Source organism: Microtetraspora sp. NBRC 16547 (genome assembly GCF_030268965.1).
Lineage (GTDB): Bacteria > Actinomycetota > Actinomycetes > Streptosporangiales > Streptosporangiaceae > Microtetraspora.
In genome coordinates this window covers 37,441-53,110 of the sequence record NZ_BSSE01000023.1, presented here as the reverse complement: position 1 = coordinate 53,110, position 15,670 = coordinate 37,441, and the positions used below count along the sequence as shown (strand labels likewise).

General features: G+C 71.0%; 15 protein-coding genes. 4 read left to right on the top strand and 11 right to left on the bottom strand.

All coding sequences use genetic code 11. The features are described from left to right. Positions 1-3 precede the first annotated feature (3 nt). The 9 genes from QSK17_RS26600 to QSK17_RS26560 all read right to left on the bottom strand — a co-directional run bounded on the left by QSK17_RS26600 (position 4) and on the right by QSK17_RS26560 (position 9,155). Positions 4-252 (bottom strand): SUKH-4 family immunity protein, encoded by a 249-nt coding sequence (locus QSK17_RS26600; protein ID WP_285708064.1) that lies wholly within the window; start codon positions 250-252, stop codon positions 4-6. After that, a complete protein-coding gene (locus QSK17_RS26595) occupies positions 249-1,067 on the bottom strand; it encodes a toxin glutamine deamidase domain-containing protein (protein ID WP_285708062.1) in 819 nt (272 codons plus the stop codon). The genes QSK17_RS26600 and QSK17_RS26595 overlap by 4 nt, the downstream gene beginning before the upstream one ends. A 126-nt stretch (positions 1,068-1,193) precedes the next feature. Further along, complete coding sequence (locus QSK17_RS26590) at positions 1,194-2,885, bottom strand: sulfite oxidase (RefSeq protein WP_285708060.1); 1,692 nt, start codon at positions 2,883-2,885, stop codon at positions 1,194-1,196. A gap of 170 nt (positions 2,886-3,055) precedes the next feature. After that, positions 3,056-3,667 carry an XTP/dITP diphosphatase gene (locus QSK17_RS26585; RefSeq protein WP_285708059.1) on the bottom strand — a complete coding sequence of 204 codons (612 nt, stop codon included), beginning with the start codon at positions 3,665-3,667 and terminating at the stop codon, positions 3,056-3,058. A gap of 52 nt (positions 3,668-3,719) precedes the next feature. Further along, positions 3,720-4,436 carry a ribonuclease PH gene (gene rph, locus QSK17_RS26580; RefSeq protein ID WP_285708058.1) on the bottom strand — a complete coding sequence of 239 codons (717 nt, stop codon included), beginning with the start codon at positions 4,434-4,436 and terminating at the stop codon, positions 3,720-3,722. Between the two features lie 5 nt (positions 4,437-4,441). Beyond that, a complete protein-coding gene (locus tag QSK17_RS26575; RefSeq protein ID WP_285708057.1) occupies positions 4,442-5,194 on the bottom strand; it encodes an MBL fold metallo-hydrolase in 753 nt (250 codons plus the stop codon). Next, a complete protein-coding gene (murI, locus tag QSK17_RS26570; protein ID WP_285708056.1) occupies positions 5,191-6,045 on the bottom strand; it encodes a glutamate racemase in 855 nt (284 codons plus the stop codon). Before murI ends, QSK17_RS26575 begins: the two co-directional genes overlap by 4 nt. A 93-nt stretch (positions 6,046-6,138) precedes the next feature. Then, positions 6,139-8,451, bottom strand: coding sequence for an ABC transporter permease (locus QSK17_RS26565; protein ID WP_285708054.1), 2,313 nt, complete (start codon positions 8,449-8,451; stop codon positions 6,139-6,141). Further along, positions 8,448-9,155 (bottom strand): ABC transporter ATP-binding protein, encoded by a 708-nt coding sequence (locus QSK17_RS26560; protein WP_285708053.1) that lies wholly within the window; start codon positions 9,153-9,155, stop codon positions 8,448-8,450. Before QSK17_RS26560 ends, QSK17_RS26565 begins: the two co-directional genes overlap by 4 nt. Positions 9,156-9,257: 102 nt before the next feature. Here QSK17_RS26560 and QSK17_RS26555 point away from each other — a divergent pair, with 102 nt between their 5' ends. Continuing rightward, complete coding sequence (locus QSK17_RS26555; protein ID WP_285708052.1) at positions 9,258-9,938, top strand: response regulator transcription factor; 681 nt, start codon at positions 9,258-9,260, stop codon at positions 9,936-9,938. Then, entirely contained in the window at positions 9,935-11,290 is a 1,356-nt protein-coding gene (locus QSK17_RS26550; RefSeq protein ID WP_285708051.1) for a sensor histidine kinase, read from the top strand. The genes QSK17_RS26555 and QSK17_RS26550 overlap by 4 nt, the downstream gene beginning before the upstream one ends. A 14-nt stretch (positions 11,291-11,304) precedes the next feature. Here QSK17_RS26550 and QSK17_RS26545 read toward each other — a convergent pair whose 3' ends face one another. After that, a complete protein-coding gene (locus tag QSK17_RS26545) occupies positions 11,305-12,099 on the bottom strand; it encodes a thioesterase family protein (protein WP_285708050.1) in 795 nt (264 codons plus the stop codon). Positions 12,100-12,250: 151 nt separating this feature from the next. On the opposite strand from QSK17_RS26545, the gene QSK17_RS26540 reads away from it, so the two are divergent. Continuing rightward, complete coding sequence (locus QSK17_RS26540) at positions 12,251-13,822, top strand: DUF3352 domain-containing protein (protein ID WP_285708049.1); 1,572 nt, start codon at positions 12,251-12,253, stop codon at positions 13,820-13,822. Between the two features lie 116 nt (positions 13,823-13,938). Here QSK17_RS26540 and sigJ read toward each other — a convergent pair whose 3' ends face one another. Continuing rightward, on the bottom strand, positions 13,939-14,898 hold the full coding sequence (gene sigJ, locus QSK17_RS26535; protein ID WP_285708047.1) for an RNA polymerase sigma factor SigJ: 960 nt from the start codon (positions 14,896-14,898) through the stop codon (positions 13,939-13,941). A gap of 229 nt (positions 14,899-15,127) precedes the next feature. Between sigJ and QSK17_RS26530 the strand changes: the two genes are divergently transcribed. Further along, on the top strand, positions 15,128-15,529 hold the full coding sequence (locus QSK17_RS26530) for a hypothetical protein (RefSeq protein ID WP_285708046.1): 402 nt from the start codon (positions 15,128-15,130) through the stop codon (positions 15,527-15,529). The last annotated feature ends 141 nt before the right edge of the window (positions 15,530-15,670 follow it).

Below are 15,670 nucleotides of genomic sequence, written 5' to 3'. Positions count from 1 at the left end.
CGGTCAGCGGGGGAACTGGTCGGCTACGGCCTGCGGAGCGAGGAGGGGGCGGACGGCGATCTCGCCGGATTCCTTGTCGATGACGAGGCAGCCGCCCCCGACCGTCTCCGGCAGCGTCCTGGGGTCGGTCGGATCGCCGCTCCGCACCCAGGCCACGTAGATGCGGCCGAAGGTGAAGATCTCCACTTTGGCGGACCGGCCGGCGAAGTATCCCTCCGCCAGCTCGCGCGCCCTCTGGGGCGAGACCTTCAAAGGCGCTGCCCCTCGTGGTCGATGATCACGCAGAAGACGCCCGTCACGTCGGTGTACGGCGGCTCGACCGCCATGTGCCCCCGCTGGGCGTCGATCCACAGGATCTCGCCGTGGCAGTTGACGGCGTTCCACGCGTGGCTGCCGCCGCTCGGCCAGCGGGTGATGAGGATCGCGGCGGCGCCGTGGCCGCCGGTGAGAAGCCGCCGGCCGATTGCGGCGTAGGCCCGGCGGCCGTGTCCCACGTACTCGAAACGATGCCCGATCCACCGCTCCGCGCGGGACACGCCCTTGGTCTCGCCGGTCAGGACGGGCGAACCGCTCTCGTCGAACTCCGGCTGCCTGGGGGCCGCCACCACGGGCTCGCCGTGCCAGGTGGACAGCACGGAGAGGGCGCAGTCCACGGCGTTGGTGGACCGGAACGGATCCTCCGACGGCCCTTCGGCGTTGATGAGCCGGATCCAGGTCCCGCGCGGGTCGGGAAAGCGTCCGCGCACCGCCTGGTCCAGGTCCCGCTGTGTCCGGGGGTCCGGCTCCGCCAGCCCGCCCGGCATGCCGTACGGCCTGGCCAGGTCGAGGCGGGGCGGCCGGCCGGGCCGGTCGAACCAGTCCCGGCCTCCGGCGAGCGCCACCGGCACGCGGACCCGCAGCGGATGCTCGTCGAGCGAGGGCGCGGGAGCCTCGGCGGCCTTCTCGTAGTCCCGCCACCGGCGGCCGTCGGGGGTGACGACAGGGTTGTATACGCCGGTCGGCAACCGCCACCGGGACAGGCCGCGCGGCTGCCAGCGGGACTGCCGGTGGATCATCTCCTGAGACACGTGCCGGGGCTCCCCTCCACTCACGCGCGTATCAGGAGCCGATGCTAGAGGGGCGCGGCCCCACGGCAGGCGCCATTCCCGAACTCGCCCGGGCGCGTCGCGCCGGTTCGCCCCGTTACATCCGGATCAGCCGACCCGGACCCTGATGGAGTGGTAGCCGGTGGCTCCGTCCGGCGCGGGCGGGGCGACTTTCGGGGTCTGGGTGTATCCGGTGGCGTCCGTCGCCCGGACGGAAATCGTGTGACCGCCCGGTTCGAGGTCCCAGTCGATCGACCACTGCCGCCAGGTGTCGGGCCCCGGGACATCGGCCAGCGTCGCCCGCCGCCACGCTCCGCCGTCCACCTGGACCTCCACCGCGTCCACGCCTCGGTGCTGCGCCCAGGCCACCCCCGCGATGGTCGTACGGCCGGCGGGCACCCTGTCCCCATCGCGTGGGACGTCGATCCTGGACTCGGTCTTGATCGGAGCCCGGGCGGCCCACCCGCGCGGCGTCCAGTAGGCGGTGTCCTGGTCGAACCGGGTGACCTTGATCTCGGTGACCCATTTGGTGGCGGAGACGTAGCCGTACAGGCCGGGGACGACCTGGCGCACCGGGAACCCGTGAGCCGCGGGCAGCACCTCGCCGTTCATCGCGACCGCGAGCAGGGCCTCCCTGCCGTCCATGACGACATCCACCGGCGTGCCGCTGGTCCAGCCGTCCTGCGAGACGCTGAGCAACATGTCCGCGCCGCGCCGGATCCCGGCCTCGCGCAGCACGTCGGCCAGCCGGGCGCCGAGCCAGCGGGCGTTTCCCACGTACGGCCCGCCGACGTCGTTGGACACGCAGGTCAGGGTGACGTCCGCCTCCACCAGGGGCCGCCTGAGCAGGTCGGCGAAGGTGAGCTCGACGGGTCGGTCCACCATGCCGTGGATCTTCAGCGTCCAGGACCGGGGATCGACGCCGGGAACGACCAGCGCGGTGTCCACCCGGTAGAACTCGTGGTTGGGCGTGACGAACGGCGACAGCCCGCTGATGTGGAGATCCGCCCCGGCGGGGAGCGGCTTCGCCGCGACGGCGGGGCGCGGCAGAGCGAGCGCCACGCTCCTCCTGGCGGCGGTCACGTCCTCGCGCCCGCCGAGCAGGCGCCCGGCCACCGTGCCGGCACCGGCGACGCCGACGCCGACCGCGACGCCGGTCAGGAGTTTCCGCCGGTCGAAGGTGTAGAGGGCGGCCCCGGCGCGCCTGACCGGCGGCTCCGCCCGTTTGCGCGAATCCGCCGGTTCCCGCGAACCCGCCGGTTCCCGTAAAGCGACCGGTCTGTCGTGGTGAGGCGCGCCGTCCCGCCCGGTCCTTGTGTCCGGCTCGGTCGCCACGCTCGGCTCCTCGTGCCGCTCGGCCCGCCGGAAGAGGAGGGCGAGCGCCCAGGCGCCCGCCGCCGCACCCACTGTCGACGGCAGGAAGTCGAGCGGCCCGGAGTCGGGACGGCTCACCGCGGCGATGACCCCCACCACGCCGAACGCGACCAGGCCCGCGGTGCCGTACCCGACACGCCGTCGGGCCAGCAGGCCGAGACCGGCCGCGATCAGGGCCACCACGATGACGATGCCGGTGACCAGGACCGCTTTGTCGCTCTCACCGAAGGTCCGGATGGCCCATTCCTTGACCACGGCGGGGGTCCGGTCCACCATCGCGCCGCCGACGGCGATCACCGGCGACGCGCTCGCGGTGGTCAGCCCCGCCACGAGCTCCGCGACGCCGAGCGCCACCGCGCCCGCGGTCACCCCGGCGAGGCCCGCCGCCCACGCGGGCAGGCGCGAGCCGGTCGCGTTTGCACTCATGTGTCCGACGCTATGCCTCCGCGGCCCGCGGCTGGGAGCCGACACCGGAAATCCGCACGGAACACCCTCGGCGGCTCACGCAAGCCGCCGCACGGGACACTCCCGGCGACTCACACCGGCGACCGCGACCTACCCACCTTCGGGGCAGCCGAGCGGGGAACGGGAATCGTTCAGGAGGAGGACCCCAGCAGCTCGGGCAGCTCGGCCGCGAGCGCACGGAAGGCCCGGCCGCGGTGGCTGATCGCGTCCTTCTCCTCGGGCGACAGCTCGGCGGTCGTCCGGGTCTCACCCTCGGGCACGAAGATCGGGTCGTAGCCGAAGCCGTTGGTGCCGCGCGGCTCCCGGATCAGGACCCCGTCCACGGTGCCCTCGACGACCTGCTCCGCTCCGGACGGCAGCGCGAGCGCCGCCGTGCAGGCGAAGTGCGCCCGGCGGCGCCCGTCGGGCACGTCGGAGACCTGGGCGAGCAGGAGGTCGAGGTTGGCCTTGTCGTCCCCGTGGGATCCCGCCCACCTGGCCGAGAAGATGCCGGGCATGCCGTTCAGCGCGTCCACGCAGAGTCCGGAGTCGTCCGCGATGGCGGGCAGGCCGGTCTCGGAGGCCACCGCATGCGCCTTGAGCAGGGCGTTCTCGGCGAACGTGAGGCCGGTCTCGGCGACGTCCGGGACTTCGGGGAAGGAGTCCATCCCGAGGAGCTCGACCTGGGCGCCGGACTCGGCCAGGATCCGGCGGAGCTCGGCGACCTTCCCCGCGTTGCGGGTGGCCAGGACGACCTTGTGCATTCTTTCTTTCTCCCTTGCTACCGGCTGCTCGCAGCCGGGCCGTACCGGCGGGTCAGGCAAGCGCCTCGGCCTGCAGGCGGGTGAGCTCCGCGCACCCGACGGCGGCCAGGTCGAGCAGGCCGTCCAGCGTGGTGCGGTCGAAGGGCGCGCCCTCGGCCGTGCCCTGGACCTCCACGAAGTCGCCCTTGCCGGTCATCACCACGTTCATGTCGGTCTCGGCCTTGACGTCCTCGACGTAGCACAGGTCGAGCATCGGCTCGGAGCCGACGACGCCGACCGAGACGGCCGCCACCGAGTCGACCAGCGGGTTGCCGGGGCACATCTTCTTGCCGCGCATCCAGGCGATCGCGTCGGCGAGCGCGACGTACGCGCCCGTGATGGCGGCGGTGCGGGTGCCGCCGTCCGCCTGCAGCACGTCGCAGTCGAGGAGGACGGAGTTCTCCCCGAGCGCCTTGTAGTCGACGCAGGCGCGCAGCGAGCGGCCGATCAGCCGGGAGATCTCGTGGGTCCGCCCGCCGATCTTGCCGCGGACCGACTCGCGATCGCTGCGGGTGTTGGTCGAGCGGGGCAGCATGGCGTACTCGGCGGTGACCCAGCCCAGGCCGCTGCCTTTGCGCCAGCGGGGCACGCCCGCCTCCACCGTCGCGGCGCACAGCACCTTGGTGCCACCGAACTCGACGAGCACGGAACCCTCGGCATGGGCGAGCCAGTTCCTGGTGATCGTCACGGGGCGAAGCTGATCGGGTCGACGTCCGTCTGCACGAGCCATGACGCTCACCCTAGGTCATATACCGCACCGCTTCGGGCCAACTCGGTCCGGCCGCCGAAGCCCCCGGCGGCCGCGTCGCCGAGCACCCGCTCCTGGTCGTACCACGGCACGAGGTGGGTGAGCACGAGGCTCCGCGCCCCGGCCCTGGCCGCGTGCTCGGCCGCCTGCCGCCCGGTGAGGTGGATGTCGGGCCGCTCACCCGGGCCCTCGACGAACGACGCCTCGCACAGCAGCACGTCCACGTCGCGGGCCAGCGTGACCAGCTCGGCCGACTCGCCGGTGTCCGCCGAGTACGCCATGGAGCGCCCGCCGTGGGAGACGCGGAAGCCGTACGTCTCGACCGGGTGGTTCATCGGCGCGGTGACCACCTCGAACGGGCCGATGCGCCGCACGCCGGGCTGGAGCCGTACGAAGTCGAAGGAGCTCTCCATCACCGGCTCATCGGGCATCGCGTACGCCGCGTTGAGCCGGCGCGAGGCATCGGCCGGGGCGTAGACCGGGACCTTGGGCAGCGGCCCGTCCGGGGAGTACGTCCGCACGACGTGGTACGCGCACAGGTCGAGGCAGTGGTCGGCGTGCAGGTGGGACAGGCAGATGGCGTCCACGTCGTAGAGCCCGGCGTGGCGCTGCAGCGCGCCGAGCGCCCCGTTGCCGAAGTCCAGGAGCAGTCGGAATCCGTCGGCCTCCAGGAGGTAGCAGGAGGCCGGGCTTTCCGGACCGGGGAAGCTGCCAGAGCAGCCGATGATCGTCAGCTTCACCGCGCCCTCCCGTCGCCGGAATCGTCGACTCGCCCGTCGCCTGAACCGTCCCCCATCGGGGCGAGCTCCACCGCCTGGATCTCCGGGCCGAGGAAGCGCCGGCCGAGCTGCTCGAACAGAGCCGTCTCCCCCGTCGCGCGGAAGATATGCCGCGGCGGCTCGCCCGGCGACCGCGGCAGACCCCGGTCGTGGAGGACGCGGTAGACGTCCTTGGCCGTCTCCTCGGCGCTGGACACGAGTGTGACGCCCTCCCCCGTGACGTACGAGACCGCGCCGGTGAGCAGGGGATAGTGGGTGCAGCCGAGGATCAGCGTGTCGCAGTCGGCGTCCTGGATCGGTTTCAGATAGCCGCGGATCACCTCGATGAGCTCGTCGCTCATCGTCTCGCCGCGCTCCACGAAGTCGACGAGCAGCGGCGCGGGCACGCCGACCAGCTCGACGTCGGGGGCGGCGGCGAACGCGTCGTGGTAGGCCATCGACGCGATCGTGGCCCGCGTGCCGATCACCCCGACCTTGCCGTTGCGGGTGGCGCGCACGGCCCGCCGGGTGGCCGGCTGGATCACCTCGATGACCGGGACGTCGTACCGCTCCCGTGCGTCGCGCAGCACGGCGGCGCTGGCGCTGTTGCAGGCGATGACGAGCATCTTGACGTCGTGCTCGACCAGGTGGTCCATGACCTCCAGGGCGTACTTGCGCACCTCGGCGATCGCCTTCGGCCCGTACGGCTGGCGGGCGGTGTCGGCCACGTACACGATCGGTTCGTGCGGCAGCTGATCGATGATCGCCCGCGCGACGGTGAGGCCGCCCACACCGCTGTCGAAGATCCCGATCGGCCTGCTGTTCTCCGGCATGAGTCCCAAGGTTAGGGGACCGGCGGCGGTTCACTGAGGGTAAGAATGGTCACACCGCCGGTGGGTTTCGCGCTGGGCGGCTTCGCGTAGCGGCTACTCCGTGTGGAGCACCTCGGCGATCGTCAGGCGCGCCGCCGACCGCGCGGGAGCGAACGCGCCGAGGACGGCGATCGCCAGGCCCGCGAGGGTCAACAGGGCCAGCTGCGGCACATGCCAGACCGCCTTCGCCGACTCGGGGAAGACGATCGAGCCGACACTGTCCACAACGATGCGGTGTCCGGCGATCCCGATGGGGATGCCGAGCAGCCCGCCCACTGTGCCCAGAAGCGCCACGGAGGCCGTCATCATCACCGTGACCTGCCGCGGCGTCATGCCGATCGATTTGAGCATGCCCAGGTCGCGGCGACGCTCCCTGGCGTTCAGCAGGACGGTGTTGAAGACGCCGAGTGCCGCGACCAGCGTGAGCAGCACGGTGAAGATCGAGGCGAACCCGACCACGGTGGGAGTACTGATGGACTCGCCCAGGTCCGCGTCGATTTCTGCACGCAGTCCGGGATCGGCGGATCGGACCGCCTTCGCGTAGGCCTTGGGGTCGGCGCCGGGCGTGAGCTGGACGTGGTAGAGGTCGGCTGGGATCTTCGGGTCGAGCGCGGCCAGCGTCTGCCAGGAGGACCAGATGAAGCGGGGCCCGCCGTCCATGACCTCTCCGACGATGGTGGCCGGTTCCTGCTTGCCCTTGAGCGTCAGGGTGATCTCATCGCCGATGTTCAGGCCCCGCTGGGACAGGAATGCCGGCGGGACGATGACCTCGCCCGGTCCTTCCAGCCAGCGGCCCTTGACTATCTGGCCGGCCAGGCTGGGCGTGTCCCCGCGCAGGAACTGCACGTCGAGCGGCTGCTGCTGGTAGCCGGCCAGGTCCACGCCGACGAAGACGCCCGCGGTGACCTTGAGGGTGCCGGGCAGGGCGCGGAGCATCTTCTCGGTCTCCCGGTCGCTCAGCTTCCGCGTCGGCTGCCCGAGTCCGGGCCTGCCGGCGCGCACGTAGAACTCGGTGGCCGCGCCGGTGCCGCCGGCTTCGGCGAAGGCGACGAGTGTGCTGGTCAGGCCGGTGGAGAGGGTCACCGTGGTCACAGCTACGATGACGGCGCCCATGGCCATGAGGGAGCGTCCAGGGCGGGCGAACGGCTGGCCCAGGCCCAGGCTGAGGGAACGCGGCAGTCGGGTCGCGCCGAGGAGGCGCTGCGCCCGCAGCCCGCGGCCGGTGCGCGGCGCGCTGCCCGCGTTGAGGGCGCGGGTGGCCGAGAGCCGGCGCGCCCGCAGTGCGGGGATCAGTGCGGCGAGGGCGGCCAGCGCGGGCATGGCGATCAGGACGACGATCGGGACCCAGGCGCTGGTCCCGATGGTGGCAGTGCCGGTCTCGATGCCCTCGAAGGCGGCCTGCAGAACGGGTTTGGTCAGCAGGGCGCCGAGCGTGATTCCCAGGACGCAGCCGGCCACGGCGGGCAGGCAGACCATGGTGAGATAGACCGCGACCACCTGGTTGGGGGTGAAGCCCAGCGCCTTGAGCACGCCGATGTGCCTGAACCCCGAAATGACCGCGCCGCTGATCACGTTGCCGACGATCAGGACCGCGACCACCAGTCCGAGGACGCCGAAGAGCGTCATGAAGGGCAGGTAGTCCTCACTCTGGCCGGAGAAGGCCGCCTTGACGGAGAGATAGGAGCGAGAGCTGCTCAAGGCCCCCTCCGGCAGCGCCGCGGTGATGGTGGCCAGGCTTGTACGGATCTGCTGCTCCGTCGCCGCCGATGCGAAGCGGTAGAGCATCTGGCTGGTGGCCGGGGCGAGCGCAAGTTGCTCGGGGAGCACCCACGCACCGGCGGATCGGCTCATGCTGGTGGCGAAGCCGACGACGGTCAGTGACGTTCCCCCGGGCAGCTCGAGCTTCGATCCCAGGGCGCCGGGCTTGGGTGGGACGTTGAAGCCCTGGTTGATGGCGATCTCTCCGGGGGCGGAGGGCCAGCGCCCCTGGACGACCTCGACGCGGTCCACGGCACCTGCGGGGTCGGCCCGGCCCGCTACGACGAGAGGTCCGGCGGGCGCGGCGGGCGAGCCCTTGGGGACGGCGATGATCGTCTGGTCGAAAGGACCGGCCGCGGCCTCGACGCCCTCCTGCCGGGTGGTCTTCTCCAACTCGGCGCGCGAGACCTTCGCGGTATCGAAGACGGCGACCACGTGGGCACCGTTCTGCTGGCCGAATGCCTTGTCGAAGGGGGAGGTGGCGGCGTCGATCAGCCCCAGCGCGAGCATGCTGGTGGCGCTGGAAGCGAGCACGACCAGCCCGATCACCACGGTCTGGAGTCTGCGCCGCCGTACCGCCGCGCGCGCGGCCTGCCACACCGCGCTCATGAGGCCGACTCCAGCGCGCTCTGGCGCACCACCCTGCCGTCGGCGAACTCGACCAGCCGGGTGGCGCAGCGGGTGGCCAGCTGAGGATCGTGGGTGACGATCAGCAGGGTGTGGCCGGCCCGGTTGAGATCGACCAGCAGGTCCATCACCTGCCGGCCGGAGCCGCTGTCCAGCGCTCCGGTCGGCTCGTCGGCCAGCAGGAGGGCAGGGCGGTTCATCAGAGCCCTGGCGACCGCGACCCGCTGACGCTCGCCCCCGCTCAGCGTCGCCGGGTAGTTGTCACGGCGCCCGGCCACGCCGAGTTCCTCGAGTAACTCCAGTGCGCGCAGGCGCGCCTGCCTGGCCGGGGTGCCGGTCAGCTGCGCGGCCAGAGTGACGTTGTCCAGCGCGGGCAGGTCGTCGATGAGGTTGAAGAACTGGAAGATCATGCCGATCTGCCGGCGCCGGAACAACGCCAGGCCGGTCTCGTCCAGCCGGCCCAGATCCTGCCCGTGCACCAGGATCGTGCCCGAGGTCGGTCGATCCAGGCCCGCGACCATGTTGAGCAGGGTCGACTTGCCGCAGCCCGAGGGGCCCATGACCGCCACGGACTCCCCGGCGCGGATCTCCAGGGAGACTCCGTCCAGTGCCGCCGCACTGCCGTACTCCTTACGCAGGCCCTCGACCCGGATGACGGGCTCTCCCGCGTTGTCGTCCATTGTCATGGCACATCAGCGTGGCCGGGCCGGGCTACAGCACCACGTGAGCAAGGCAAGAGGATGGCAAGAAATCACCGACAAACGTGCTGTCATTGCCACAATTCGCTGGTGACCTACACCGTGCTGCTCGCTGAGGACGACCGGCCCATCCGGGACTCCCTGGTGCGCATCCTCCGCCTGGAAGGGTACGAGGTGATCGCCGTGGCCGACGGCGTCCAGGCCCTGGCCGCCGCACATGATCGCGCCGCTGATGTGCTGGTGCTGGATGTGATGATGCCGGGCGTCGACGGGCTCGGCGTGTGCCGGGTGTTGCGCGCCGAAGGCGACCAGACGCCGATCCTGATGCTCACCGCCAGGGTCGAGACCTCCGACCGGGTGGCCGGCCTGGACGCCGGCGCGGACGACTACCTGCCCAAGCCGTTCGAACCGCTGGAACTGTCGGCCCGCCTGCGCGCGCTGCTGCGTCGCGCCGGGCACGGGCAGGACGGCGCCGTCATCCAGGTCGGCGACCTGCGCGTGGACCCCGCCGCCCGGCGCGCCTGGCGCGGCCCGTGCGAGCTCGCCCTCACCCGCACCGAATTCGACCTGCTCGAACTATTGGCCCGCAACCAGGGCATCGTCCTCAGCCACGCCACCATCTACGAGCACATCTGGGGCTACGACTTCGGCCCCGGGGCCAAGAACCTCGTCGTCTACGTCGGCTACCTGCGCCGCAAGCTGGACGTGCCCGGGCGGCCGCCGCTGATCCACACCGTGCGCGGGGTCGGCTACGCCCTGAGGCGACCATGAGCCGTCGCAGCCTGCGCACCACTCTGGCGCTTGGCTTCGCCGCCATGGGAACGCTGGTCATCGTGCTCGTCGGCGGGCTGAGCTACGACACCGCCGCCGACATGGTGCGCGCCGACGAGAAGGCCCTCTTCGCGGGGATCGTCAGCGACCTGCAGATCCAGGTGCGGCAGGGACGCTTCGCGGCCGACGACCTCAGCACCGACAACCCCGGCCGGAATCTGCTGCCCAAGTTGTTCCGGGCCGCCCGGATCAGCATCCAGATCCTGGGTCCCGAGTCCGCCGCGCAGCGCCCTGCCCCGCTCCCTTTGGACAGGCCGGGCACCGACCGACAGCCCGGCAACGGGCCCCGGGGCGAGTTCACCATCGGTGGCGTGCGCTATCGCACCGCCACCATGCCACTCGGCGACGGCCGTGGTGCCATCAGGATCACCCAGCGGCTCAGTGACACCGACGGGCTCCTGGCCCAGCTGGGCCGACGTGTCATGCTCCTGGCCGGGGCCGTCGTCGTCATCGCGGCGGTAGGCGGATGGTGGCTGGCCCGCAGGAGCACCCGGCGGCTGATCCGGCTGACCGCCGTCGCCGAAGAGGTCGCCTCCACCGGCGAGCTGGAGGTGGCCGTGCCGGTCACCGGCGAGGACGAGATCGGCCGGCTCGGCCGGTCCTTCGACGACATGCTCGGCCGTCTCGCCCGCGCCAAGCACGACCAGCAACGTCTGGTCCAGGACGCAGGGCACGAACTGCGTACGCCGCTCACGAGCCTGCGTGCGAACATCGCGATCCTGCCCCGCCTGGGCGAGCTGCCGCCGCAGGAGCGGGAGAACCTCCTACGGGACTTGACCCAGGAGTCGCGCCAGCTGACCACCCTCGTCGACGAGCTCTTGGAGCTGGCCGCCGGCGAGCACGAGGGCGAAGAGCCGGTCGAGATCCAGCTGGCCGACCTCGCCGAAGAGACGGCGGCCATGGCCAGGCGCCGCAGCGGGCGGGAGATCCGGGTACGCGCCGCCCCCGCCGTGGTCACCGCGCGCCCGGTGGCTCTCAAGCGCGCCATGTCCAACCTGCTCGACAACGCCGCGAAGTTCGACCCTGACGGCGCCGAGCCGATCGATCTGGTCACGGAGGCCGGGCGGATCGAGGTCCGCGACCGGGGTCCCGGCATCGCCGAGCACGACCTGGAGCGCGTCTTCGACCGCTTCTACCGCGCGATCGCCACCCGCGACCTGCCCGGCTCCGGCCTGGGCCTGGCCATCGTCAAGGACGTCGCACACCGCCACGGCGGTGCCGCCTTCGCCGCCAACCGCTCGGGCGGCGGAGCCATCGTGGGCCTCACACTCGGAGCAGCAGGGGATCCATGACACAACCCCCCGGCTCAGCCGCGGCCGACGCGGGCGAGCTGGCGGCACTGGGCGACCAGGCGGCCGGCCGAGTCCCACACCTCGACCTCCTCGTCGAACCAGCCGTCGCTGATCAGCCTGCCGCTGCCGAGCAGGGTCAGCCAGCCGGGCGCGGGCAGCGCGCGCAGATGCCAGGTCAGCTCGACCGTCGGCGCCCATCCCCTGGCGCCCGTCGAGAACACCACCGGCGGGAGCGAGTCCACGGCGAGCGCCAGGACGTACGGGTCCGGGTCCTGCGGCTCGACCATCCGGAAGTACGCGCGCGACTCCGGGCGCCCGCTGGGCGCGCCGCGCAGCCATCCGATCGAGCTCGGGTCGAACAGCAGGTCGATCTGCGTGCTCAGCGTCATGTTCGACTCGGGCTTGGGGTTGGGGAACCGTACGCAGTCGGCCTGGTCGGGCATGGCGGTCTCCGGGGGCGCCGACCAGTGCGGTGCGGCGTCCCCGTCCAGCGTGGCCGTCGTGACCTGCATGTCGATGTACCGCTCGCCGTCCCGGATGAGCGTCGCCCGTGTCATGGTCGCGGTCCGGCCCGTCTTGAGCCGCTCCAGCCTGACCCTGGCCGGTCCGGGCGCCGGAGCCCGGAGGAACTGCGCGGAGGTCGAGACGGGGTGCGCGTGCGGGGAGGAGTCCGTCACCGCCCGCAGCATCACGGCCATCAGGTATCCGCCGTTCAGGGGGCCGCCGATTGCGTATCCGTCGTCGAGGCAGACGTCGTAGGTCGTGTCGTCCACCTTGATCGCCTGCGTCGCCTCGTCGAACTTGGTCACCGCGCCCCCGTCTGCCGAATGTTGTTCTAGTGAATACCTTATCGACTCCTCCGGAACCGCTACCGTCCGGGTCAAGCAAAGTGCATGAGTTTCGCTACCGTTGTGGCTTACATTCAAGATTGCCCGCTGTAACCGGAAATGTGAGAGAGACATGCCTGCCGATATCCCCCCGTTCCCTGAGGGGCAGGATCCCGACCAGACGATCGCTTACCGGTCGCCGCAGCCACAGCCTTCGAACGACGCCCACACCCGGCAGTGGCCGCACCCGGAGGAGCTCGGGTACGCCCCCGTGCCACCCACCCCCGCGAAGCGCGGTCGCGGCTGGATCATCGCGCTCGTCGCGGCGCTCCTCGTGGGCGTCGTCGGCGGAGGCGGCGTGTGGGCGGCGAGCATGCTCAGCGGCGGGGGAACCCAGCCCCACGAGGTGCTCCCCGGCAACGCCATCGGCTACCTGCGGCTCGACCTCGACCCTGCGGCCAACCAGAAGCTCGCGTTGCTCAACATCGCCCGCAAGTTCTCCGCCACCAAGGACGTCTTCGCCGGGGACGACCCGCGCAAGGCCCTGTTCGAGGAGATGCGCAAGGGCGTGAGCGCGTTCGCCGAACTCGACTTCGCCAAGGACGTCGAGCCGTGGCTGGGCGACCGGATCGGCGCCGCCATACTCGCCCCGGCCCGGGTCGGCTCGGAGCCGGACGCGGTCGTGGCGATCCAGGTCAAGGACGAGGCCGCGGCCAAGACGGCCTTCGCCAAGCTGGACTCCGGGACGGAGGGGACGAAGGCCGGCGTCGTCTTCCGCGAGGGCTACGTGATCATCGCGGAAAACCAGGAGAAGGCCGACCGGTACGCAGGGGCGACGCCGCTGTCGGAGAACGAGCGGTTCACCGGCGACCTCGACGCGCTGGGCGAGCCGGGCGTGCTGTCCTTCTGGGCGGACCTCGGCGCGATCGCCGAGAACACAGGCAAGGACCAGAACCCGGCCGTGACGGACCTCGTGAGGAACGCCCGGTTCACCGGAGCGCTCAGGTTCGGCGACGACTACGCCGAGCTGACCGGGTTCACCCGCGGCATCGAGACGACGAAGACCGACGCCAAGCCGCTCAAGCTGGGCGAGCTGCCCGCCTCCACGGCCGGCGCGATCGGGATCTCCGGTCTCGGCGCCATCCTGGGCGAGCAGTGGCCCAAGATCCAGAAGGCAGTCGAATCCGCTGACAGGGGCGCGGTGGCGCGGCTCTCCCAGGAGACCGGCCTGGCCCTTCCGGGCGACCTGATCACGCTGCTCGGCGAGGGAGTCACCGCCGCCGTGGACGCCGAAGGCCTGAACGCCGAGCAGCCGAACGTCGGCGTGGTGCTGCACACCGACCCGGCCAAGGCACGGGCGGTCCTGAACAAGCTGGAGACGGCCGCCTCCGGGAACGGGGCGACACCCCAGCTCGTCAAGGTCGACGGCGACGACAAGCTGGTCGTGGCCGCCTCCCAGGACTACGCGAACAAGCTCAACTCGGAGGGCACGCTCGGCGACAGCGAGGCGTTCCGGCTGGCGGTGCCCGGAGCCCAGGACGCCACCTTCGGCCTGTACGCCGACCTCGACAAGGTCGAGCCCCTCTATCTCAAGGATGTGCAGGGCGACTCCGCGGCCGACCTCCAGATGCTGCGCGCGGTGGGCCTGAGCGGCCGCGTGAGCGACGAGGGCGCGGGATTCCTCCTCCGGGTCGTGTTCAACTGACATGACCCCGGCGTGGTCACGCGGTCCCGCGTGACCACGCCGCTCGCAGCAACAACACGGCAACAACACTCGGAAGATCGCCGCTTTCGCCTACGCGAGGTGCGGTCTGACCGCGTTCACCTTCGCCGACGACGGCACACGGCGTAATCACTGTCGGTTGCTTCGACGGCTGCGCTGCTGGGTTGGTCCCGGTGCTGTGGCCTCACCGTCCAAGGCCAGAGCTTTTCGGGGTTGCGTACCGCCCAGATGCGCTTGATCCGGTTGCCTGGAACGTCGAACGCCGCCACCGTCACGGTGACGCCGTTGTGCTGGGCCACCAGACCGGGCTGACCGTTGACCGTACGCTCCAGGATCGTCAGGTTGGGTGCCATGTCGGCAATGGCGATGATGTAGCGGGCGATCTGCTCGCCGCCTTCGATTGGGCGGAGCACGGCGCTGACCAGGCCACCGCCATCGGCGACCATCGTGGCGTCGGGGTCGAGGAGGCCGACGAGGGCCTCGATGTCCTTCGCCTCCCAGGCCCGCTTGAAGTCCCCGACGAGGCCGGCCTGCCGCCCTGTCGGAGCCGCGGGAGCCTGCGCGGCGCGGATGCGACGGCGGGCCGAGGAGGCCAGCTGGCGACATGCCGCCGGAGTGCGGCCGACGATCTCGGCCACTTCGGCGAAGGAATACCGGAAGACATCGTGCAGGATGAACGCGACACGCTCGGCCGGGGTCATCGACTCGAGCACGACCAAGAAAGCCATGTTGACCGACTCATCGAGAGTGACCCGGTCGGCCGGATCGACCATGGCGCCGCCCAGCCGCCCGCTGATCCACTCCGTACGATCGGGCAACGGCTCCGGGACCCATTCGCCCACGTAGCTCTCGCGCCGGGCCCGAGCCGAGCCGAGCAGGTCCAGGCAGATGCGACTGGCCACCTTCGTCAACCACGCGCCGGGCGACTCGATCGCCTCCTGCTGCTGCCGGGACATGGCGTACCAGCGGGCGTACGTCTCCTGTACGACATCCTCGGCATCGGCCAGGGAGCCCAGCAGCCGGTACGCCAGATTGATCAGCTGACGCCGCTCACTCATGATCGCGCTCAGGCTCGGATCGAGCCGACCGTCTCCTGACTCCGATTGGGTGGTCATGGTGCCCCCGACTTCCTTGGTCGCATCCGCCCTCACCAGATCGACGAGACAACGCGCCGAACTGTGAGGTTGGCGCGTCACCTCACATTCCCGGCAGTTGTGTCGTCGGACTACTGGGACACCTGGTCCCAAGCCTCAAACCCTCGCTGAGATTGGGAAGGGAAACCTCGCCATGCCCACGCGCACGACGACGAAGCAGGGCAACCTCATGTTCTTGCGTATCGCGATCACCCTGCAAACCGTGGGCGTCTTCGTCCAGGCGATCACCGCGGGGCTGTTGTTGTCTTCACCCAACAGTGCGGCACTGCATAGTGCTGGGGCGTACGGGCTGTTCGTGGTGGCGCTGTTGCACCTGGTCGTCGCGATCTTGGTGTGGCGGCCAGGCGGCGGCTCGCCCAGGCCCATCCTGTACGCGGGCGGGTTCTTGGGGCTCACGCTGGCGCAGGTGGCGCTGGGCATCGCGCAGGTGAAGACCCTGCACATCCCATTGGGCGTCCTGATGTTCGGCATGAGCGCCCTTCAGCTCGTCTGGATCTGGACCGGCCGCCGCACTCACCTGGCCACTGCGGCATGACGGTCGACGCGTCGCCTCACATTCCCAGCGGTTGTGTCGTGGGACTACTGGGACGCCATCCAGCACGCTAACGCCCGGCAGGCTCAGGATGAGGACACGGCAACTGTGCCTCACCCTGAGCACGGCCGGCTCTGTGCGAAA